The 20,150-nt window shown below is 72.0% G+C and carries 19 protein-coding genes and 1 pseudogene; 10 read left to right on the top strand and 10 right to left on the bottom strand.

Translation table 11 applies throughout. The features are described 5' to 3' along the window. Positions 1 to 17 precede the first annotated feature (17 nt). From ACWCWD_RS10500 to ACWCWD_RS10485, 4 genes are read right to left on the bottom strand one after another with little or no spacing between them, the layout of a single operon-like run. Positions 18 to 728: a GTP-binding protein gene (locus ACWCWD_RS10500; protein ID WP_450771758.1), complete on the bottom strand. Its 711-nt coding sequence runs from the start codon at positions 726 to 728 to the stop codon at positions 18 to 20. Next, the gene (locus tag ACWCWD_RS10495; protein WP_450771756.1) at positions 709 to 1,122 is read right to left on the bottom strand and encodes a DUF742 domain-containing protein; all 414 of its coding nucleotides are present in this window, start codon (positions 1,120 to 1,122) and stop codon (positions 709 to 711) included. The genes ACWCWD_RS10500 and ACWCWD_RS10495 overlap by 20 nt, the downstream gene beginning before the upstream one ends. Further along, positions 1,119 to 1,598 carry a roadblock/LC7 domain-containing protein gene (locus ACWCWD_RS10490; protein ID WP_450771754.1) on the bottom strand — a complete coding sequence of 160 codons (480 nt, stop codon included), beginning with the start codon at positions 1,596 to 1,598 and terminating at the stop codon, positions 1,119 to 1,121. Before ACWCWD_RS10490 ends, ACWCWD_RS10495 begins: the two co-directional genes overlap by 4 nt. Further along, the gene (locus ACWCWD_RS10485) at positions 1,595 to 4,606 is read right to left on the bottom strand and encodes a nitrate- and nitrite sensing domain-containing protein (protein WP_450771932.1); all 3,012 of its coding nucleotides are present in this window, start codon (positions 4,604 to 4,606) and stop codon (positions 1,595 to 1,597) included. Before ACWCWD_RS10485 ends, ACWCWD_RS10490 begins: the two co-directional genes overlap by 4 nt. Before the next feature lie 364 nt (positions 4,607 to 4,970). Here ACWCWD_RS10485 and ACWCWD_RS10480 point away from each other — a divergent pair, with 364 nt between their 5' ends. Continuing rightward, entirely contained in the window at positions 4,971 to 5,756 is a 786-nt protein-coding gene (locus ACWCWD_RS10480; protein ID WP_450771752.1) for a hypothetical protein, read from the top strand. An 86-nt stretch (positions 5,757 to 5,842) separates the two neighbouring features. On the opposite strand, the gene ACWCWD_RS10475 is transcribed toward ACWCWD_RS10480, so the two are convergent. Beyond that, positions 5,843 to 6,340, bottom strand: a complete 498-nt coding sequence (locus ACWCWD_RS10475) for a MarR family winged helix-turn-helix transcriptional regulator (RefSeq protein ID WP_450771751.1) — start codon at positions 6,338 to 6,340, stop codon at positions 5,843 to 5,845. Positions 6,341 to 6,575: 235 nt separating this feature from the next. Between ACWCWD_RS10475 and ACWCWD_RS10470 the strand changes: the two genes are divergently transcribed. Together ACWCWD_RS10470 and ACWCWD_RS10465 are read left to right on the top strand one after the other, a co-directional pair. Then, positions 6,576 to 7,412: a lysozyme gene (locus tag ACWCWD_RS10470; protein WP_450771749.1), complete on the top strand. Its 837-nt coding sequence runs from the start codon at positions 6,576 to 6,578 to the stop codon at positions 7,410 to 7,412. Positions 7,413 to 7,684: 272 nt separating this feature from the next. After that, the gene (locus tag ACWCWD_RS10465) at positions 7,685 to 8,365 is read left to right on the top strand and encodes a polysaccharide deacetylase family protein (protein WP_450771931.1); all 681 of its coding nucleotides are present in this window, start codon (positions 7,685 to 7,687) and stop codon (positions 8,363 to 8,365) included. 173 nt (positions 8,366 to 8,538) lie between these two features. Here ACWCWD_RS10465 and lon read toward each other — a convergent pair whose 3' ends face one another. Further along, positions 8,539 to 10,953, bottom strand: coding sequence for an endopeptidase La (gene lon / locus ACWCWD_RS10460; protein ID WP_450771748.1), 2,415 nt, complete (start codon positions 10,951 to 10,953; stop codon positions 8,539 to 8,541). A gap of 229 nt (positions 10,954 to 11,182) precedes the next feature. Here lon and ACWCWD_RS10455 point away from each other — a divergent pair, with 229 nt between their 5' ends. The 4 genes and pseudogenes from ACWCWD_RS10455 (at position 11,183) to ACWCWD_RS10440 (ending at position 13,073) form a co-directional block, all read left to right on the top strand. Beyond that, positions 11,183 to 11,713, top strand: coding sequence for a hypothetical protein (locus tag ACWCWD_RS10455; RefSeq protein ID WP_450771746.1), 531 nt, complete (start codon positions 11,183 to 11,185; stop codon positions 11,711 to 11,713). Between the two features lie 313 nt (positions 11,714 to 12,026). Further along, positions 12,027 to 12,236, top strand: coding sequence for a cold-shock protein (locus ACWCWD_RS10450; RefSeq protein WP_450771744.1), 210 nt, complete (start codon positions 12,027 to 12,029; stop codon positions 12,234 to 12,236). Between the two features lie 272 nt (positions 12,237 to 12,508). Further along, positions 12,509 to 12,679, top strand: a pseudogene (locus ACWCWD_RS10445) (CBS domain-containing protein); the annotation flags it as partial. A gap of 88 nt (positions 12,680 to 12,767) precedes the next feature. Beyond that, complete coding sequence (locus ACWCWD_RS10440; protein ID WP_450771743.1) at positions 12,768 to 13,073, top strand: SCO5918 family protein; 306 nt, start codon at positions 12,768 to 12,770, stop codon at positions 13,071 to 13,073. 22 nt (positions 13,074 to 13,095) lie between these two features. Here the strand turns inward: ACWCWD_RS10440 and ACWCWD_RS10435 are convergent, their stop codons facing one another. From ACWCWD_RS10435 to ACWCWD_RS10420, 4 genes are all read right to left on the bottom strand, one after another. After that, positions 13,096 to 13,683, bottom strand: coding sequence for a nucleotidyltransferase domain-containing protein (locus ACWCWD_RS10435; RefSeq protein ID WP_450771742.1), 588 nt, complete (start codon positions 13,681 to 13,683; stop codon positions 13,096 to 13,098). A 29-nt stretch (positions 13,684 to 13,712) separates the two neighbouring features. Further along, entirely contained in the window at positions 13,713 to 14,369 is a 657-nt protein-coding gene (locus ACWCWD_RS10430; protein WP_450771740.1) for a hypothetical protein, read from the bottom strand. A 72-nt stretch (positions 14,370 to 14,441) separates the two neighbouring features. Then, positions 14,442 to 15,125 carry a FadR/GntR family transcriptional regulator gene (locus ACWCWD_RS10425; RefSeq protein ID WP_450771738.1) on the bottom strand — a complete coding sequence of 228 codons (684 nt, stop codon included), beginning with the start codon at positions 15,123 to 15,125 and terminating at the stop codon, positions 14,442 to 14,444. A gap of 169 nt (positions 15,126 to 15,294) precedes the next feature. Beyond that, positions 15,295 to 16,632 (bottom strand): MFS transporter, encoded by a 1,338-nt coding sequence (locus ACWCWD_RS10420; protein WP_450771737.1) that lies wholly within the window; start codon positions 16,630 to 16,632, stop codon positions 15,295 to 15,297. A gap of 578 nt (positions 16,633 to 17,210) precedes the next feature. On the opposite strand from ACWCWD_RS10420, the gene ACWCWD_RS10415 reads away from it, so the two are divergent. From ACWCWD_RS10415 to ACWCWD_RS10405, 3 genes are all read left to right on the top strand, one after another. Continuing rightward, complete coding sequence (locus tag ACWCWD_RS10415; RefSeq protein ID WP_450771735.1) at positions 17,211 to 17,912, top strand: spermidine synthase; 702 nt, start codon at positions 17,211 to 17,213, stop codon at positions 17,910 to 17,912. A gap of 228 nt (positions 17,913 to 18,140) precedes the next feature. Further along, positions 18,141 to 18,878, top strand: a complete 738-nt coding sequence (locus tag ACWCWD_RS10410; RefSeq protein ID WP_450771734.1) for a response regulator transcription factor — start codon at positions 18,141 to 18,143, stop codon at positions 18,876 to 18,878. Then, positions 18,875 to 19,951, top strand: a complete 1,077-nt coding sequence (locus ACWCWD_RS10405; protein WP_450771733.1) for a HAMP domain-containing sensor histidine kinase — start codon at positions 18,875 to 18,877, stop codon at positions 19,949 to 19,951. The genes ACWCWD_RS10410 and ACWCWD_RS10405 overlap by 4 nt, the downstream gene beginning before the upstream one ends. Positions 19,952 to 20,150 lie beyond the last annotated feature (199 nt).

Genomic DNA, 20,150 nt, shown 5'->3' with positions numbered 1-20,150 from the left:
ATCGGGGGGCGCGGTTCTCAGGCAGGGGTGGCGTCGAGAGCATGGCCCACGAGGGTGAGCAGCGACTCGACGACGGTGATCCTGTTACGCGCGTCCATGATCACCACAGGCACGTGCTGAGGGACACTCAGGGCCTCCCGGACGTCCACCGCTTCGTAGCGGTCCGACCCCTCGAAGTGGTTGACGGCCACGATGTACGGCAGCCCGCAGCTCTCGAAGTAGTCGAGCGCCGGGAAGCAGTCGGCGAGACGGCGGGTGTCGGCCATGACGATCGCGCCGATGGCCCCGCGCACCAGGTCGTCCCACATGAACCAGAACCGCTGCTGGCCGGGGGTGCCGAAGACGTACAGCACGAGGTCGTCGTCGAGCGTGAGGCGGCCGAAGTCCATCGCCACGGTGGTGGTGGACTTGTCGGGGGTCGCGGTGAGGTCGTCGGTCTCCTCACTGGCCCGGGTCATCACCGCCTCGGTCTTCAGCGGGGTGATCTCGGAGACCGCGCTCACGAAGGTCGTCTTGCCCACGCCGAAGCCGCCCGCCACCACGATCTTGGTCGCGGTGGGCGCGCGCGTATGGTCCAGCTGCCACGCCTGGACGGACTCCTCGGTCCGGTCCTGCGGCCCCGGCTGACGCGGGGTGAACAGCGTCGGCGCCTCGGGCGCCCGACCGGCGGGCGCGGGGTCCGCGAGCGTCGGCCCGGACAGCTTCGGCTCAGAGACGACGGAGTCCATTGAGCACCCTTTCGAGCAGTGCGCGGTCGGGCTGACCGGCGCCGTGGCCGGTTCCGTACACGCGGATCTTTCCCTGGTCCGCCAGGTCGCTGAGGAGTACCCGGACCACACCGAGCGGCATCTGGAGCAGGGCGGAGATCTCGGCCACCGTACGCATCCGGCGGCAGAGTTCGACGATCGCCCGGAGCTCCGGCATGACCCGCGTACCGAGGTCTCCGCCGGTGAGCTCGCGGCGCTCCTCGGGCGCCTCCAGCGCGGCGACGAAGGTCTCGACGAGCAGCACGTGCCCGAAGCGGGTGCGCCCACCGGTGAGGGAGTACGGACGGACCCGTGCGGGCTTCCGGTCGGACCCCCGCACGGGGAGCCTGCGGGCGGGTTCGGCGGCGGACGTCACTGGGTACTCTCCATCGATTTACGCAGCTCATTGCGGAGTTCGGGGGTGAGGACGTGTCCGGCCCGGCCGACGAAGAGCGCCATGTGGTAAGCGATGACGCCCATGTCGCAGTCGGGGGTGGCGTGGACGCCGAGGAGCGAACCGTCACTGATCGACATGACGAAGACGCTTCCCTCCTCCATCGCGACCATCGTCTGCTTGACGCCGCCGCCGTCCATCAGCTTCGCGGCCCCCATGGTGAGGGACCCGATGCCGGACACGATGGTGGCGAGGTCGGCGCTGGAGCCCCTGGGACTCTGCTGCTTCCCCGCGGCCGGAGCGGCCTGGTGTCCGGGGTCGGAGGAGAGCAGCATGAGCCCGTCGGACGAGACGACCGTGACCGAGTGGACCCCTGGTACCTCCTCCACCAGATTGCTCAGCAGCCAGTGCAGGTTCCGGGCTTCGGTGCTCAGCCCGAGCGTGCTGGGCGCAGTCAACTGCGTGCCTCCTCGACAGTGTCCCCCGTCTCCTGGCCGTCCGGGCGGCCGGCCAGGTCGGTGCGTGCGTTCGGTGCGGTCGGGGCGTCGGTTTCCACGCCCTCCGCGATCTCGGCTTCCACGTCCCGGCGGCCTTCACGCGCTCCGCGCTGGAATCCGCCGAGCCGGCGCCTGAGCGCTTCCTTGTCCAGGCTGCCCGTGCGCTCCGCGGAGGGTGAGTCGGCGGGCTTGACCACCCGGGGGGTGCGCTTGGGCAGCCCCTTGTCCGTGACCCGCTCGGGCTGCCGGGGACCCGGCACGGACTCGGTGGACGCGGCCTCCCGCACGGGAAGCGCGTCGGGCTCGGGGGCCTGCGGGGTCTGCGGGACCTGAGGGGCCTGCGGGGCCGGGGGGAACGGGGCGTGCGCGGTCCCGGGGAGCGGGAACGGCCGGGGCTCCGGCGCCTCGTAAGGGTCGTGGGCGGCCGGGGCGTGCGTACCCGCCGTGTCGGCGGACCGCTCGTGCCGGTCGGGGCCGATGGCGTACGGGTTCCCGGGCGCGTCCCGGGCCGGTTCGGGGACCTCCTCCGGCGCGGTCGGGAGCCGGAACTGCATGGTGGTCTCGGCCAGGGTCTCCACCGGGGCCGGGGACTCCACGGGGGCCGGGGTCTCCACCGGAGCCGGGAACTCGGCGGCGGCCGGCTCCCCGTGGACCTCGGGAGCGGCGGCCGGAGCCGCCTGCGGGCCCGCGTCCCGGATGGTCTGCTCGGCTGCGGCGATCAGCGGGTCCTCGGCGGGGACGACGATCGAACGGCCCTGGAGGGCGTTGGAGTTCGCCTCGGCGACGGAACCCGGGAGGTTCAGCGTCGGCGCACCGCCCGGCACGTTCACCGGCGGCGGCGAGGCGGCCGGCGGGGTCTTCGGCAGCAGCGCCTGGGGCAGCACGACGACCGCCGTCACGCCGGTGCCGGTCTTCTGCGGCTGCAGCCGAACCTGCACGCCGTGGCGCGCGGCCAGCAGCGAGGAGACCTGGAGGCCGAGCCCGGTGCTGTCGTCGGCCGGGTCCCCGACGCGGAAGGAGTTCGGGTCGGCCAGCCGGAGGTTGACCTCCTCCATCCGCGCCGCCGACATCCCGATGCCCTCGTCCTGCACGGAGAGCATCACCTCGCCCGTCTCCAGCAGCCAGCCGGAGAGCTCGACGCGCGAGTCGGGCGGCGAGAACGCGGTGGCGTTCTCCAGGAGTTCGGCGACGAGGTGGCTCAGGTCGTCGGCGGCGAACCCGGCGATCTGGGCGTACGGCGGCAGGGACTGGATGGTGACGCGTTCGTACCGCTCGATCTCGCTGACGGCGGCGCGGGCCACGTCGACCAGCGGGATCGGGCCGGCGTGCCCCTGGCCGTGGTCGGCGCCCGCGAGGACCAGCATGTTCTCGCCGTGGCGGCGCATCACGGTGGCGAGGTGGTCGAGCTTGAAGAGGGTGGCCAGCCGCTCCGGGTCCTGCTCGCGCTCCTCCAGGTTCTCGATCACGCCCAGCTGGCGCTCGACGAGCCCGAGGCTGCGCAGCGAGAGGTTGACGAAGGTGTGGTGCACGGTGTTGCGCAGCCGCTGGAGTTCGGCGGTGAGCTCGGCGACCTGGATCTGGAGTTCGGCGCGCTGGAGGGTGAGCGCCTCGCGTCCGGCGACCAGTTCGGCGTGCTCGGCCCGCAGTCCGCCGGTCTGCCCGGCGAACTCGTGGTGCAGGGCGAGCAGCCGCTGGTGCAGGGCGTTGATCGAGCGGACCACCTGGGCGAACTCGTCGTTGCGGCCCCGGTAGGCGATCGCCTCCGCGCTCTCCGGCTCGGCGGCCAGCCGGGCGGAGCCGATGCGCAGCACGGCGAGCGGCTGGGTGAGGGTGCGGGCGACGGCGGTGGAGACGCCGACGGCGATCAGGAAGCAGCCGCCGAGCAGGGCGAGGGAGAGTTCGAGCCCGGTGACGTCGTCGTCGCGGAGCTTCTCCAGCCGCTGCACCTGGGCGGTGCCGAGCGCCGACTCGACGCCGCGCATCCGGTCGATGCGCGCGGAGAGGGCGGCGGAGAGCTTCTTCGAGCTGGTCTGCTGCTCGGAGTCGGAGAGTTCGGGGCTGTCGGTCAGGGCGGCGAGGTACTTCTCGGCGCTGTTGACCTCGGGCCCGGTGACGGTGGAGGAGAGCTTGTCGCGGGCGCTCGCGCCGGCCGCCTGGTCGAAGTCGGCGAGGGCGGCGAGTTCGCGGACCCGGGCCTGCTGGGCGGCGGCGCTCAGCTCGTCCCGGGCCCGGTCGTCGGCCGACTTCTCGTCGTCGTCGCTCTGCACGGGGAGCCCGGTGTAGGGGTCGTACTCCTGGACCGGGGCCGGGCTGGGCACGGCGAGGGCCGCGAGGAGCAGTCCCCGGGTGGCGGAGGCCTGTTCGACGGCGGTGGAGAGGGCGAGCGGCGCGCGGGTGGCGGCGGCCGCGCGCGGCGGGGTCGTCTCGGCGAGTTCGGCGGCGAGGTCGTGGAGCTTGGCGATGACCTCGCTGTAGGCCTGGTGGGCGGCGAGGGCCGAGCCCTTGCCGCTGACCGCGTCGCGGCGCAGTGACGGGACGGTGGAGAGGTCCCGGCGGAGCGTGGCGGGGGCGGCCTCGCGGATCTCGTCGATCTGCTGGTCGACCCGGGCGCTGAGGCTGTCGGCGCCGGGCTTGGCGTCGCCGCCGTCGCCGTTTCCGTCGTACGTCTTACGGCCGCTCGCGATGTACGCGGTGATCGCGTCGCGTTCGTCGGCGAGGGAGTGGGCGAGCGTGATGGCCTGCTGGTCGAGCTCGGCCAGGGTCACCAGGTTCTGCGACTCGTTGAGGTCGGAGGAGGCGCCGAGGGCCGCCGGGGCACCCGCCGCTATGACGGTGATCCCGACGACGGCGACACCCGCCACGAGTCGCCTGCGCACGCGCACCTTGCGCTTGTCGCCGCCCGCCGCCGGAGCGGTCGCCCCGGAAACGTCCTGCGTGCCGACCTTGCTCCGCGGCCGCTTCTTCTGCACCGGTGCTCGCATTCTTGACTCGTCCGCCCATGAAGCAGAGGTGACGCACCGTCACGTGCGCGCGCTCCCCTGCCACTGGTCCAGCTTCTGACCATTCCAGCCCTTTTGGGAGGGGGACGCGCATCGACCGCTCCGCCACTCGAACGAGTGAACATCACTCGTGAGCGGGCGAACAAGTCTCCCCAGCGCGGCCACTCTCCATACGTCGGACGCCGGGTGGACCTTCCGCGCGGGCTTTGGCAGGATGCCCGCCCGCACCCCGCCGGATCCGCCGGCGCCGCCCCTCGGCCCGGCCTGACCTGCTGCTACACGGCAACACGCCTGTCGTGCAGGCAGTGTGAAGGCGTCGTGCAGACTGGCTGCCATGCGCATCGAACTCGCCGGTACGCCCGGCAGCCCCGAACGCCCCAACGAGGACTGGGTCATGGCCGCCCTCCCCGCGTCCGGCCAGGGCGGGTGCCTGGTCCTGCTGGACGGAGTGACTCCCCCTCCGGGCGACGACGGTTGTGTGCACTCGGTGCCCTGGTTCACGTCGCGGCTGGGCGGAGCGCTGGCCGAACTGTCCGCTTCACGCCCGGATCTGACTCTGGAGGAGGTCCTCTCGGAGTCCATCCGGCGCACCGCGGACGCCCATCGCATCACCTGTGACCTTTCTCACGTGAGGACTCCTCAGGCAACCGTCATCCTGGCCCGTTGGGACGAGGCGGCGATCGAGTACCTGGTGCTGTCCGATTCGGTCCTGCTGCTGGAGTCCCCGGACGGGAGCGTACGCGCGGTGATCGACGACCGGCTCGACCGGCTGCCGCCGGGGACGCTCTCGTCCATGGAGTTGACGGACACGCTGGCCCGGAACAAGGAGGGCGGATTCTTCACCGCGGCCGCCGATCCGGCCGTCGCGTCGCGCGCGGTGACCGGCGGCCTGCCGCTCGGTGAGGTACGCGCGCTGGCCGCCCTGACGGACGGGGCGAGCCGCTGGACCGAGGTGTTCCAGGAGGGCGACTGGCACGCCGCGTTGGGGCTGCTGCGCTCGGCGGGCCCCCAGCACCTGATCGACCGCGTACGGGAACGGGAACGGGCCGACACCGGCCGGGTCCATCTGGGCCGGGGCAAGCGGCACGACGACGCCACGGCGGTCCTGGTCGAGTTCTGAACACACCCCGGAGGGGCAGGGCCCCGGGGGCGGAGGCCCGCCGTCCGGCAGTCCTGGGGGGGGGCGGGGAATGCCGTCCGGCGGCGTCAGCTCTCGGCGCGTGCGTTGAACTGGTGGAGCAGCCGGGCGAGTTCCGCGACCTCGGCACGGTCCCAGTCGGCGAGCTTGCGGACGTAACGGGCCCGCCGGGCGTCGCGGACGTGCCGGAACCGGGCGAGCCCCTCCTCGGTGAGGTGGACGAGCGAGGCGCGGCCGTCCTCGGGGTCCGGCTCACGGTTCACCAGACCGAGATCCTCCAGGGCGCGCAATTGACGGCTCATGGTGGCCTTGCCGACCCCGAACCAGGCCGCGAGCTCGGTGGCCCGCTGCTGCCCGGCGGACTCCAGGCGTACGAGCAGTCCGTACGCGGCGGACTCCAGTTCGGGGTGGACCTCGCGGGCCATCTCGCCGGAGGTCGCGCGCGCCCGCCGCAGGATCACGGCCAGTTCGTGTTCCAGGGCGAGGAAAGCCTGATCCGCCGGGACCCCGGCGGCGGTGTCGGGCCCGGTTCCGCTGTCCTTCTCCTCCACCACGGCACCCCTCATGCGCTTTCCACCTCTGAAACTTTCGCCCGCCGCGGTTCCTTTCCGCAGCTGGGCCAGTATTTCGCAGGAGTAGACCACAGGCGGGTCCAGGACCCCCTTCCGGAGAACGGGTCAACGCGCGTAGCGTCATTCTCGTCATGTTCGTGACAGAGCAGGACCACCGGGGCCCGGCCCCGCACGCACCCCGGTTCGCGGTTCCCCCCACCGTCCCTCACCGAACCACGGAGGCACGCCCATGTCCGCGCACAGATCCCGTTCCCGCACGGCCCGTCTGCTCGCCCCGGCCGGCACCCTGCTCGCCGCGCTCTCGCTCCTGTTCACCCTGCCCGGTGGCGCCTCGGCCGCCGGCTCCGCCGCCGCCGTCCCGGCCCGGGGCACGGCCTCGCTCGGCATGGGCGTCGTCGCCCACGACGGCCGGGGCTCCCTGCCGGTCGGCACGACCGCGACCCAGACCGAGGGCGTCGACGTCAGCGGCCACCAGGGCAACGTCGCCTGGTCGACGCTGTGGAGCGCCGGCGTCAAGTGGGCGTACGTGAAAGCGACCGAGGGGACGTACTACACGAACACCTCGTTCTCGCAGCAGTACACGGGCTCGTACAACGTCGGGATGATCCGAGGTTCGTACCACTTCGCCACCCCGGACACGACCTCCGGCGCCGTGCAGGCGAACTACTTCGCGGACAACGGCGGCGGCTGGTCCCGGGACGGCCGGACGCTCCCGGGCGTGCTGGACATCGAGTGGAACCCGTACGGGGACCAGTGCTACGGCAAGACGCCGGCCGCGATGGTCTCCTGGATACGCGACTTCGTGAACACCTACAAGGCGCGCACCGGGCGGGACGCGGTGATCTACACGGCGACCAGCTGGTGGACGACGTGCACCGGCAACAACGCCGGCTTCGGCGCGACCAACCCGCTCTGGGTGGCCCGCTACAACACCACGGTGGGCGAACTCCCCGCCGGCTGGGACTACTACACGATCTGGCAGTACACCTCGACCGGTACGACGGTCGGGGACCACGACAAGTTCAACGGCGCGCTGGACCGCGTACAGGCCCTGGCGAACGGCTGACACACCACCGCGCACGACACACCTCCCCGCCCGTGGCCCCGGTGACGCACTCCGTCGCCGGGGCCTCGGCGCCCCCGCCGGGCACCGCCCCCACTATGAACCAGCTGTATACACGGTGTGTATAGTCCGGGCTGCCGTACCGGACGTACGGCTGTACCGCGCCGTACCGACCGATGGATGGATCCACCGTGCTCAGAAGGACGCCGAAGCCCCGCACCCGGTCGACCGCCGCTCTGGTGGCCGCACTCGCCCTCACCCTGGGCGGCTGCTCCATGGCCACCACCGCCCCCGCCACGGCGCGCGACGAGGCTGCCGCCGACGCGAAGGGCGAACCCGGGCCGGTGGACTGCCGCGTGGCGAAGTGCATCGCGCTGACCTTCGACGCGGGACCCGGCAAGGACACCCCGCACCTGCTGGACGTACTCAAGGAGAAGAAGGTGCACGCGACCTTCTTCCTGCTGGGCAAGAACCACGTCCTCAAGCACCCCGACACCGTGCGGCGGATCGCGGACGAGGGGCACGAGGTGGCCAACCACACCTGGTCGCACGAGATCCTGACGGACAAGAAGCCGGACGAGATACGGGCCGAGCTGGAGAAGACCCAGGACGCCATAGCGGAGATCACCGGGAAGAAGCCCCGGCTGATGCGTCCGCCCCAGGGCCGTACCGACGACACCGTCTCGGAGATCAGCAAAGACCTGGGACTCTCCCAGATCCTGTGGAGCGCGACCGCCAAGGACTACTCGACCACCGACTCGGCGCTGATCGAGAAACGCATCCTGGACCAGGCGAGCCGGGACGGCATCATCCTGCTCCACGACATATACAAGGGGTCCGTGCCCGCCGTGCCGGGCATCATCGACGCCCTGCGGGAACGCGGCTACACCTTCGTGACCGTCCCCGAGCTGATGGCCCCCGCCGAGCCCGAACCGGGCACCATCTACCGCCCCTGACCCTGCTCCCGGCTCCCGGCTCCCGGCTCCCGGCTCCCGGGGCGCGATCTCCCCCGACCAGGGACGCACACCCCGGCAGCGCACGGGAGCGGCCCGCCTCCCCGGGGTCTCCGGGGCGACGGGCCGCCCGTACCGGTCGCGCGCGCGACGGCACGTCCGTCACGCCGTGCCGCTCACGCCGCGGCCGGAACCTTCTCCTCCGCGCCCGCGGTGGCCGGGGCGAGGGCGATCTCCAGCACCTGGCGGACGTCGGTCACCGGGTGCACCTCCAGCTTCTCCAGGACCTCGGCCGGGACGTCGTCCAGGTCGGCCTCGTTCCGCTTGGGGATCACCACGGTGGTGATCCCGGCCCGGTGCGCCGCCAGCAGCTTCTGCTTCAGGCCGCCGATCGGCAGGACCCGCCCGGTCAGCGAGACCTCACCGGTCATCGCCACGTCCGTACGGACCAGCCGCCCGGAGAGCAGCGAGGCCAGCGCCGTGGTCATGGTGATGCCGGCGCTCGGGCCGTCCTTCGGGACCGCGCCCGCCGGGAAGTGGATGTGGGTGCCCCGGTCCTTGAGATCGGCGACCGGCAGCTCCAGCTCCGCGCCGTGCGACCGCAGGAAGCTCAGCGCGATCTGCGCGGACTCCTTCATCACGTCGCCGAGCTGACCGGTCAGGGTCAGTCCGGACGCCCCGGTCTCCGGGTCGGCCAGCGAGGCTTCGACGAAGAGCACGTCGCCGCCCGCACCGGTCACCGCGAGGCCGGTCGCCACACCGGGCACGGCCGTCCGCCGCTCGGCCGGGTCCTGCGCGGACTCGGGCACGTGGTGCGGCCGTCCGATCAGCCCGCGCAGATCGGCGTCGGTGACCGTGAACGGCAGCTCCCGGTCGCCCAGTTCGTGCTGGGCCGCGACCTTCCGCAGCAGCCGGGCGACGGCCCGCTCCAGGTTCCGTACGCCCGCCTCACGGGTGTACTCGCCGGCCAGCTTGCGCAGCGCCGACTCCTCCAGCGCGACCTCGTCCTTCTCCAGACCGGCCCGCTCCAGCTGGCGCGGGAGCAGGTGGTCGCGGGCGATGACGACCTTCTCGTCCTCGGTGTACCCGTCGAGCCGGACCAGCTCCATGCGGTCGAGCAGCGCCTCCGGGATGGCCTCCAGGACGTTGGCGGTGGCGAGGAAGACCACGTCGCTGAGGTCGAGCTCGACCTCCAGGTAGTGGTCGCGGAAGGTGTGGTTCTGCGCCGGGTCCAGCACTTCGAGCAGGGCGGCGGCCGGGTCGCCGCGGAAGTCGGAGCCGACCTTGTCGATCTCGTCGAGCAGCACGACCGGGTTCAGCGAACCGGCCTCCTTGATCGCCCGGACGATGCGTCCCGGCAGCGCCCCGACGTACGTACGCCGGTGGCCCCGGATCTCCGCCTCGTCCCGGACACCGCCGAGCGCCACCCGGACGAACTTCCGCCCCATGGCGTGCGCGACGGACTCACCGAGCGAGGTCTTGCCGACCCCGGGAGGGCCGACGAGCGCCAGCACCGCACCGCCGCGCCGCCCGCCGACGACGCCGAGGCCCCGGTCGGCCCGGCGCTTGCGGACCGCGAGGTACTCGGTGATGCGCTCCTTCACGTCGTCGAGACCCGCGTGCTCGGCGTCGAGGGTCGCCCGCGCGCCCCGGATGTCGTACGCGTCCTCGGTCCGCTCGTTCCACGGAAGCTCCAGGACGGTGTCCAGCCAGGTCCGGATCCAGGCCCCTTCGGGGCTCTGGTCCGAGGAGCGCTCCAGCTTCTCGACCTCCTTGAGCGCGGCCTCGCGGACGTGCCCGGGCAGATCGGCGGCCTCGACGCGGGCGCGGTAGTCGTCGGACTCGTCCCCCGGGTCCCCGTTGAGCTCCGACAGCTCCTTGCGTACGGCGTCGAGCTGGCGCCGCAGCAGGAACTCGCGCTGCTGCTTGTCGACGCCCTCCTGGACGTCCTTGGCGATGGACTCGGCCACGTCCTGCTCGGCGAGGTGCTCACCGAGCCACTGCACGGCGAGCTTCAGCCGGGCGACCGGGTCCGTCGTCTCCAGCAGCTCCACCTTCTGCGCGGTGGTCAGGAAGGGGGAGTAACCGGAGTTGTCGGCGAGCGCGGAGACACCGTCGATCTGCTGCACCCGGTCGACGACCTGCCAGGCCCCCCGCTTCTTCAGCCAGCTGGTGGCGAGCGCCTTGTACTCCTTGACCAGCTCGGCGACGGCACCCGGCAGCGGGTCGGGCACCTGCTCGTCGATCCGGGTCGCCTCGACCCAGAGGGCCCGCCCGGGACCGGTCGTACCGGTGCCGATCCGTACCCGCGAGCGCGCCCGCACGATCGCCCCGGGGTCCCCGTCGGAGAGCCGCCCGATCTGCTCGACCGTACCGAGGACGCCGGTCCCCGTGTATCTGCCGTCGATGCGCGGCACCAGCAGCACCTCGGGCTTGCCCTCGGCGGCGGCGGCCTGCGCGGCCTCGACGGCGGCACGCGCCTCGCTGTCGGAAAGATCGAGCGGAACCACCATGCCGGGCAGCACGACTTCGTCGTCGAGCGGCAGCACAGGCAGGTCGAACGGGGTGGACGCCTTGGTGTCGGTAGCCATGATCTTCCCTTCGGCAGTCAAGTTGAGCTATGCACGCTCAATGCTTGTGAGCCGAGGAATGTTCCCCGAGGGATGTTCGCTCTGAGCGATCGGGGTGTGACCGGCCCACGAGGCGGGTTCCGCGCGTTCCGGACCCACGCCTCGCGCACCCTCCGCCCGGACCTGTCCGCGCGGACCCGCCCACCCGGGCCCGCCCACCCGGAGCCGACGGCCCGGAGCCGACGGCCCGATGTCAGTGGCGCCTGTCACGATGGCCGGGCACCGCAACGATCGGGCGGAAGGCGCGGGCGCCCGGGACGCCGCCCCCCGCCACAACAGCACCGCGTCGGTCCAACTTCCCGTCCCCGTCCGGAAGGTCCGCATGAGCTGGGACGTCCTTCTCCTCCGCCTGCCCGACAGCATCACCTCGGTGCGGGACCTGCCCGACGACTACGTTTCGCCACCGCTCGGCCGGCCGCCCGAAGTACTGGCAGCCGTGAGCCGGGCCGCCCCCGGAACCGACTTCTCGGACCCCACCTGGGGCACACTCCTCGGGCCCACCTGGTCCATCGAACTGGGCATCGGCGGCGACGACCCCGTGGACTCGGTCATGCTGCACATCCGCGGCTCCGGCGACGACGTGCTGACACCCGTCCTCCGCCTCGCGGACGCCCTCGGCTGCAAGGCGGTGGACTGCTCCACGGGGGACCTGATCTCTCCGCGGGAACTCTCCGGCCGGCACGACTTCCAGGAGTTCCGCGACCGCGTGATCGGGCGGTGACCACCCGCCCCTCCGGAAGAGCTGTGCCCTCCGCGGGGATATTTCTGTGCCCGCGGGAATAGTTTTGAGCACACCGCGCACGAAGTATTCCGGCCGGGCGGCCGGAGCGGAATTGACACCCAGCCTGCCCACCGTCGCCGCGTGCTATCGTCGAACCCAGTTGCCGTGGCCCTGGAATTCTGAGCACCCTCGTCGACTTTTCCGACAGCAGGGCGCCTTTCGCGTTTTCAGTCCTTTTCGGACGACGTACCCCAGCGGCGACCCGGCATCCACGCACTTCGGTTTCCGGCGTTATGCCCCAAGGAGATATGACATGGCGTCCGGCACCGTGAAGTGGTTCAACGCGGCCAAGGGTTTCGGCTTCATCGAGCAGGAGGGCGGCGGCCCGGACGTGTTCGCCCACTTCTCGGACATCGCCGCCGAGGGCTTCCGCGAGCTGCTCGAGGGACAGCAGGTCACCTTCGACATCGCACCGACCCGGAAGGGCCCGACGGCGGAGAACATCGTTCCCGCCCGACCGTGATGCGCCCGTTTTCCATCCCCGCGGGGCACCGCCGTTTCACCTCCACAGTCGATTCACCGCAGACCTGATCCGATTTCGCATTCCGTTCGGCGCATTCTCGGCATTCCCGCAGCGGATTTCGCCCCGCAGCGGGAATTCCTTGATCGGCGCCGCATCGAGGAAGGTTCCTCTTGGGCCCCGTACATACGGACAGACTCTTCTCCCGCAATCGTCCCGCCAGCACCGCCCATCTTTTCGATGACGACGCCCGGGAACCGCAGGTCGGCGACGACATGACCGTCGAGGTCGCGCTGTCGGTCATGGCCAGTGCCCGCGTCGATCACCTGCTCGTCTGCGACAACGACGGGCTGCGCACCGGGCTCGTCACCCTGGCCGTGCTCGGCGCCGTCCGGGACGGAACCTCGTACACGGACCGGATCCAGTTGCGCGACCTTCTCGCCGACGACCGGGACGGCGCTCCGGCCTTGGCCCACTGAACCGACCCGCTCAGCACGACAGCAACCACCCCTTCTCTTCTCTCTGTGAGGCATCATGCGCTGCGTCATCGCCCGCTTCCCGTTCGAGCTCACCAAGAGCGGAGTCCTGGAAGCCATGAAGGGCATCAAGCCGGAGCCGGCCGTCGGCGAGTGCGTGATCGTGGGCCGCCGCACCTACCCCGTGAAGCAGGTCGGCCAGGTCATCACCCGGCAGGACCGCCGGGACTTCAGCGCCGGTGAGGTCCTGCGGGCCATGGCCCAGCTCGGCTTCACCTGCCCCGCCGTTCCTCGCGCGGCCACACCCGCGACCGACGCCCTCCAGCACGCGTCCGAGCTGCTCGGCGCTCCCGCAGCCGCCTGAGCCGGGACGAACACCGGCCCTGTCAGAAGTGTGTGGCGATCCCGAAGGCGCGGCGCAGCAGGGCCATGTCGTGCAGGTCGCGCGGAGTGGGTTCGTACCCCCGGTGGAAGTAGGCCTGCTGCTCGGCCGAGAGGCACGGGACGGGCGTGCCCCCGATGGTGCCCGTCACGAAACCGGTGGCGGGGTACCGGAAGGGGCGGTCCGGTTCGGGCGACGCCTGTACGGCGGAGCCGTCGGCGGCGAAGACCAGCGGGTGGAGGTCCAGCTCCCGGCCCGGCGAGGACGACCGGTCCGGCGAAGAAGACGACCGGCCCGACGGGGACGGCGGCCTGTGCGACGGGGACGACCGGCCCGACGGGGACGACCCGTCACCCGAGGACGTGAGGACGAACCGTACGGGGCGCTGGTCGAGGGTCTCCGTGTAGCCGGCGCCCGCAAGTACGGCCAGCACGGCGGGCTCCTGGTCCCGACGGTGCATCAGGTCGAGGTCGCGGTGGTCCCGGGTCTGCTCGCCGATCAGCGCGTCGATCCCCCAGCCACCGCCGATCCAGACGTCGGTCTCCGCCCGCCGCAACAGGGCCAGGACGGACAACACCCCTTCGGCCGTCATCACCGCACGCGCTCCCTTCTCCGGGCCGGTCAGGTCCGGGGTGTGCCGTCCCAGCGCCAGGTGGTCAGCCGTGCGCGCCCGGGCAGTTCGGCGCGTCCGGTGGCCCAGAGCAGCGTGGGCCAGGGGTCCGTGGACGCCGGAGCGTCCGGGAAGAGCCGGGCGAGCACCCGCGAGCAGATGTCGGCGGGCGGGTTCCAGGGAAGGCCGAGTCCCTGGGCCAGGTCGTGGGTGTGCACCAGGGTCTCCACGATCCCCATCGCGGCGAAGCCCTCGGGGTCGGACGCGCCGTAGCTGTGGTGGGCGAGAGCCTGCGGGGGTTTTGTACGCACCATGGCGACCAGCAGTGCGCCGCTGGCCTCCAGCACCTGGAGCAGGCCGTCGGGACCGGCCTCGCGGTCCGCGTGGATCGCGTTGGCGGGGCCGCCGGGCCGCCGGCTCTCCCACAGGAACGGCACCTCGCCCTTCATGGGCGGTGTTCGGGGGCCCAGTTGCGCGGCGTACGCGAAGAGGTCGTCGCTGAGGTGCTCGACGGTCTCCCAGCAGTCCCACTCCAGCGAACCCGCCTTCCCTGCCCACGCGCCCGGCGGGGCCTCGCGGAGGATGTCCACCGCGAGCTGCACGGCACGGTCGAGGTCGTCCGCCGTGACGGGGAACCGGGAGAGGCCGTTATCGGCCGAACGGGACATGACAGGACGGTATCCCGACCCGAGTGAGCCGGGCCCCCGGAACGAGGATCCGGCGTCCCCGTCCGGCGGCCGTCACGCGCCGCGCAGGCGCTCCAGGGCGCGTCCGAGGTTGCGGCGGGTGGCCTCTTCCGCCGCCTGCGGGTCGCCCGCGACGACGGCGGCGACGAGGTCCTCGTGCGCGCGGGCGTCGTCGCCGCCCGGGCCGTCGTGCACGTCGCCGTCGGCCACGGCGTCGCGGGCGGCGACCCGGAGCGCGCCGAGGAAGGAGTCGTACACCTGGGCGAGGACCGGGTTGTGTGCGGCCGTGACCACCGCGCGGTGCAGCCGCAGGTCGGCCTCCACCAGCTCGGCGTCCGAACCGGCGGCTCCCCGCTCGCCCAGCAGCTCCCCGAGGAGGACGACGTCCTTGTCGGTGCGCCGGGTCGCGGCGAGCCGTCCCGCCTCCACCTCCAGGGCGATCCGCACCTCGTACACGTCGGCGACGGCGGCCCGGCGCAGCCCCCGCTCGAACTCCTCGACGGGTGCGGTGGAGACCACGTAGGTGCCGGAGCCCTGCTGGGAGCGGAGCTGTCCGGAGGCGATCAGCGCCCGGACCGCCTCCCGGCCGGTGGAGCGGCCGACGCCGAGGAGCCGGCTCAGTTCGACCTCGCCGGGCAGCCGGGCACCCACCGGCCAGTGTTCCGCCGCGAGCAGGCGGCGCAGTTCGGCGACCGCGCCTTCGACGAGCGAGGTGCGCTGCACCGGCCGTACCGCCATGACGGACGCTCCCTGGGACCGAGGTGGTCAAGTGGTGAAGTGGTGAAGTGGGTCGAATGCCCGAACGAAGAACGTTCCGAGCGCAGAATGTCCCGAGCGCGGAACGTTCCGAACGCGGAATGACGGCGCCGTCGTACCGGCCCCGCCACTCCTCGGATACTCAGACAACTTAGCTCACGGCTTCGGAGCCCTCCTTCCCCCCGGCCGCCTCCGCGCCGGGCCCCGGCACGGGCCCCGCCACCGGCTCCTGCGGCGCCCGTTCCCGCAGCCGCAGTGCGGCGAGCAGGGCGACCACGAGGAACGCGAGGACCACGGCGAAGGTGACGCGCAGCCCGTGCGCGTCGGCCAGCCGGCCGAACAGCGGCGAGCCGAGACCGCCGACCGACATGGTGAGCCCCAGCGTGACGCCGCTGGCGGTGCCGGGGCGGGTGGGCAGGTAGTCCTGGGCCAGGGTCACCTGTGAGGAGAAGGGGACGAACATGGCGAAGCCCAGTACGGCGACGCCGATCGCTCCGACCGCCACCCCGGGGGCGAACACCAGCGCGGCCATCGCGGGCACCGCGAGGGTGTAGCCGCCGCGGATCGCGGCCAGCCGCCCGTAACGGTCGGCGGCCCACCCGCCCAGCAGGGTGCCGACCGCTCCCGCCAGCGTGAAGGAGGTCAGGACGGCCGCGGCCGTCCCCCGTGAGCTGTCCAGTTCGCGGATCATGAAGAGGGAGACCAGGGAGACCGTCGTCACGTAGGGGACGGACCAGCAGGCCGCGACCACGACCAGCCGGCCGAACGCGTGCCAGTCGTCCCCGGCCCCGGCGCCACCGGAACGCGCACCGGCGGCGGGGATCACCACCGTGGCCTCCTGGATGCCGCGGGCCCGCATCCAGGGCCCCTTGGCCACCCAGAGCGCGGCCATCACCAGGGCGGGCACGGCCAGCAGCCAGGTGCCCCGCAGGCCGGCGGCCCCGACCACCAGCGTGACGAACCCGGGTGCGAGCGAACCGCCCAGCGTGCCGCCCACCGAGAAGACGCTCATCGCCTTCTGGGAGCTTCCGCCCGCCGCCCGCGCCTGGTTGGTGGCGGGCGGGTGGTAGGCGGCGATGCCGATCCCGGCGACGGCCGCGCAGATCCAGGTGAGGAGGTAGCCGGAGAACAGTCCGGTACCGGCCACTCCCGCGGCGGCCACCAGGAATCCGGCGGGCACCAGCCAGGGGCGCGGCGCCCGGTCGGCCAGCGCTCCGAAGAGCGGCTGCACCACGCTGGAGAGGCCGGTGGCGGCGAGCGAGATGCCCGACAGTGCCGAGTAGCTGTAGTGCCGTTCGGAGACCAGGAACGGCAGGAGTGCGGGCAGTGCCCCCTGGTAGAGGTCGTTGACGACATGGGTTCCGGTCAGGAACCCCAGCTGCCCCTTCCGCACACCGTGCGAGCTCCCCGCACGCCCCGCACCGTCCGGTCGGGGCGCGCCGCCCCACTTCTGCCGCCGCGGTTCGCCGCGGCCCGTCGTCATCGTCATGCCGGTTCCTGCCCCTCGCCCTTGGACGTCCCGCTCGAACCGCTCGCTCGAACGTCTCGTGTGAACGTCTTGCCCGAACACCTCACTCCTCAGGTCCTCTGAGGAGTTGGGGTACGGTAACAGGGTGCGGACGACCGCAGCAACGGCGTCCACCGGCGCGCGGCGGGGGCGGATCGGCGCGGCACCGACCACCCCCGAGGGGCGAGCAGCGGTACGAGCCGACGGGCCGGTACGAGCCGACAGGCCCGGGACGGTGTCCCGCCGGAGCCCCTGTCGTTACCGGAGCAGGTCCGCGAAAAACCGGATCACGTCCGACCAGGGCGAAGTCCCGCGACGCAGGATCGCGCCCGGATCCCGCCCCCTCAGCCCGACACGAGGCGGGGCGACGCCTGCCAAGGCGGGGCGACGCCGGCCAAGGCGGGGCGACGCAGGCCAAGGCGGGGCGACGCCGACGAGAGGCGGGGCGACGCCCACGGAGGGCGGTCCGCCGCAAAACCCTTGGCGGAACGGGCACCCGCAGGGCCAGGATGGACGGCCTCGAACCCGTTCGCCACCACCGGAGACCGGAGAGCAGCAGCATGCCCGCCAGCGCCACCCCCAGCCGTCCCGCGGACCCGGCCCCCGTCACACTCGACCGCCGCGACGGCCCCTTCGGCGAGGTGGTGCTGCGCGAGCGGGGCGGGCACTTCGAGATCATCGCCAACGGCTGCTTCCTGATGGACACCTCGGACGGCCGGTCCGAGCGGCTGCTCGTCGACGTGGCGCTCTCGGCGCTGCCGCCCGCGCGACCGGCTCCGTCCGTGCTCATCGGGGGGCTCGGCGTGGGGTTCTCGCTGGTGCGGGCGGCCGGGCAGGAGCGGTGGGGGCGGATCGTCGTGGTCGAGCGGGAGCCGGCCGTCGTGGAGTGGCACCTGGGCGGCCCGCTGGACCGGATTTCCGGTGCCGCGCTGGCCGACCCGAGGACCGCGGTTCTCCGTACGGACCTGGTCGAGCATCTCCGTACGACTACGGAGCGTTATGACGCATTGTGTCTGGACATCGACAACGGCCCGGAGTGGACCGTGACCGAGGACAACGGAAGCCTCTATTCCCCTTCCGGCCTCGCCGCCTGCCGTGAGCGCCTGACTCCGGGAGGCGTTCTCGCCATCTGGTCGGCACAACCGTCCGAATCGTTCGAACACGCTTTGCGCGGTGCCGGATTCGAGGGGGTACGGACCGAAGAGGTGACCGTTGCCCGAGGTGTGCCCGACGTGGTTCATCTCGCACTTCGGACGGCCTGAGCACCCCGCCGGGGTATCCGACCGGGCGGGGATACCCGGACAAGGCACGCTTTCCCCCACCCCCGGCGGGGTATCCCTTCCAGTCCGGGCACCACCCTGCGTAGCCGAAAGGCACTCGCTGCCTCTACGCTGCTGCCCGGCAGACGGACCAGACACGCAAGAAAAACGAGCGAAGAAACCGCATCCCCCGGAGGAATGATCTCTGCGGGAGCGGGCAGGGGCGGGGCGATGGAACAGACACACACCAACCACAACGGCGTCGCGGCCACCCCCGGAGCGCAGCGCCGGGTGCTGGTGGTCGAAGACGACGCCACGATCATCGAGGCCATCGCCGCGCGTCTGCGGGCCGAGGGCTTCCTGGTGCAGACCGCGCTGGACGGCCCCGCAGCCGTGGACGCGGCCGAGGCGTGGCAGCCCGATCTCATGGTGCTCGACATCATGCTCCCGGGCTTCGACGGCCTGGAGGTCTGCCGCCGGGTGCAGGCGCAGCGCCCTGTTCCGGTGCTGATGCTGACCGCGCGGGACGACGAGACCGACATGCTGGTCGGGCTCGGGGTCGGCGCGGACGACTACATGACCAAGCCGTTCTCCATGCGGGAGCTGGCGGCCCGGGTGCACGTACTGCTGCGCCGGGTCGAGCGGGCCGCGCTGGCCGCCGTGACGCCGCGCAGCGGCATCCTGCGGCTGGGCGAGCTGGAGATCGACCACGCGCAGCGCAGGGTCCGGGTGCGCGCCGACGACGTCCATCTGACGCCGACCGAGTTCGACCTGCTGGTCTGCCTGGCGAACACCCCGCGTGCGGTGCTCTCCCGCGAGCAGCTGCTCGCCGAGGTGTGGGACTGGGCGGACGCCTCGGGCACTCGTACGGTCGACAGCCACATCAAGGCGCTCCGCCGGAAGATCGGCGCCGAGCGCATCCGTACGGTGCACGGTGTCGGTTACGCGTTGGAGACCCCGGCAGCATGACCCGCTCCGGGCCCGGTCTGCGTCCGTTCTCGATCAAGGCCAAGCTGGGGACGCTCGTCGTGGTCTCCGTGTTCATCACCACGGGCCTGCTCGTGGTGGCGCTGCGGACCAGGACCGAGTTCCAGTTCATCACCGTCTTCTCGGTGATCGCCACGCTGCTGATAACGCAGTTCGTCGCGCACGGCCTGACGGCTCCGCTGGACGAGATGCGGGCGGTGGCCCGGTCGATCTCGCACGGCGACTACACCGGCCGGGTCAGCGGGGCCGGGCGCCGCGACGAGCTGGGCGACCTCGCACAGACGATCAACCTCATGGCGGACGATCTGGAGGCAGTCGACCGGCACCGCAAGGCGCTGGTCGCCAATGTCTCGCACGAGCTGCGGACCCCCATCGCGGCGCTCCGCGCCGTGCTGGAGAACGTGGTGGACGGGGTGTCGGCCGCCGACCCGGAGACCATGCGGACCGCGCTCCAGCAGACGGAGCGGCTCGGCCGGCTGGTGGAGACGCTGCTCGACCTGTCGCGGCTGGACAACGGTGTCGTCCCCCTCAAGGCCGGCCGGTTCGAGGTGTGGCCCTATCTCGCCGGGGTACTGAAGGAGGCGAACCTCGCGGCCTCGCACCGTCGGCTCTCCTCCGGGTCCGGCAACCACTCCCGTACGGACGTCCATCTGCACCTCGACGTGTCCCCCGCGGACATGACGGCGTACGCGGACACCGAGCGGCTGCACCAGGTCGTGGCGAATCTCATCGACAACGCCGTGAAGCACAGTCCGCCGCACGGCCGGGTGACGGTGCTGGCACGACCGAGCGCGCAACCCGAGTCCCTGGAACTCGAAGTGATCGACGAGGGCCCCGGTATCCCGGAGGCCGAGCGCCATCGCGTCTTCGAGCGGTTCAACCGGGGTCAGAACCCGTCCCCGCACGGTCCCGGCAGCGACGGGGGCACGGGGCTCGGACTGGCCATCGCCCACTGGGCGGTGGATCTGCACGGTGGCCGCATCAGAGTGGCTGAATCCACACATGGATGCCGGATTCAGATCACCCTTCCGGGGATGTCACCGGCCCGCAGTTGACATATGGTTCGAACGAAAGGGACGTGATCTTGGTCCCTCGTCACCAGGGGTACGGCCCGCGGGGCCCCAGCCGTGTCCCTGACTACCCGAAGCGCAGCGGAACCCCGCTTGTTTCCCGCCATTCCGAGCTCCGAAACCCGCCTTCAGATGTGATGTGCACGACGATGAGCGGCCCGGTCTGCAAGGAACGGCGCGGGAG

The organism is Streptomyces sp. NPDC001493, assembly GCF_053597235.1.
This window is presented reverse-complemented; position numbering and strand designations above follow the sequence as displayed.

Bases quoted from the DNA above. Each gene is read 5' to 3' on its own strand.
- ACWCWD_RS10500 (WP_450771758.1), bottom strand. From the start codon at position 728: ATGGACTCCGTCGTCTCTGAGCCGAAGCTGTCCGGGCCGACGCTCGCG.
- ACWCWD_RS10480 (WP_450771752.1), top strand. From the start codon at position 4,971: ATGCGCATCGAACTCGCCGGTACGCCCGGCAGCCCCGAACGCCCCAAC.
- ACWCWD_RS10475 (WP_450771751.1), bottom strand. From the start codon at position 6,340: ATGAGGGGTGCCGTGGTGGAGGAGAAGGACAGCGGAACCGGGCCCGAC.
- ACWCWD_RS10470 (WP_450771749.1), top strand. From the start codon at position 6,576: ATGTCCGCGCACAGATCCCGTTCCCGCACGGCCCGTCTGCTCGCCCCG.
- ACWCWD_RS10465 (WP_450771931.1), top strand. From the start codon at position 7,685: ATGGCCACCACCGCCCCCGCCACGGCGCGCGACGAGGCTGCCGCCGAC.
- lon (WP_450771748.1), bottom strand. From the start codon at position 10,953: ATGGCTACCGACACCAAGGCGTCCACCCCGTTCGACCTGCCTGTGCTG.
- ACWCWD_RS10455 (WP_450771746.1), top strand. From the start codon at position 11,183: ATGTCAGTGGCGCCTGTCACGATGGCCGGGCACCGCAACGATCGGGCG.
- ACWCWD_RS10450 (WP_450771744.1), top strand. From the start codon at position 12,027: ATGGCGTCCGGCACCGTGAAGTGGTTCAACGCGGCCAAGGGTTTCGGC.
- ACWCWD_RS10440 (WP_450771743.1), top strand. From the start codon at position 12,768: ATGCGCTGCGTCATCGCCCGCTTCCCGTTCGAGCTCACCAAGAGCGGA.
- ACWCWD_RS10435 (WP_450771742.1), bottom strand. From the start codon at position 13,683: ATGACGGCCGAAGGGGTGTTGTCCGTCCTGGCCCTGTTGCGGCGGGCG.
- ACWCWD_RS10430 (WP_450771740.1), bottom strand. From the start codon at position 14,369: ATGTCCCGTTCGGCCGATAACGGCCTCTCCCGGTTCCCCGTCACGGCG.
- ACWCWD_RS10425 (WP_450771738.1), bottom strand. From the start codon at position 15,125: ATGGCGGTACGGCCGGTGCAGCGCACCTCGCTCGTCGAAGGCGCGGTC.
- ACWCWD_RS10420 (WP_450771737.1), bottom strand. From the start codon at position 16,632: ATGACGATGACGACGGGCCGCGGCGAACCGCGGCGGCAGAAGTGGGGC.
- ACWCWD_RS10415 (WP_450771735.1), top strand. From the start codon at position 17,211: ATGCCCGCCAGCGCCACCCCCAGCCGTCCCGCGGACCCGGCCCCCGTC.
- ACWCWD_RS10410 (WP_450771734.1), top strand. From the start codon at position 18,141: ATGGAACAGACACACACCAACCACAACGGCGTCGCGGCCACCCCCGGA.
- ACWCWD_RS10405 (WP_450771733.1), top strand. From the start codon at position 18,875: ATGACCCGCTCCGGGCCCGGTCTGCGTCCGTTCTCGATCAAGGCCAAG.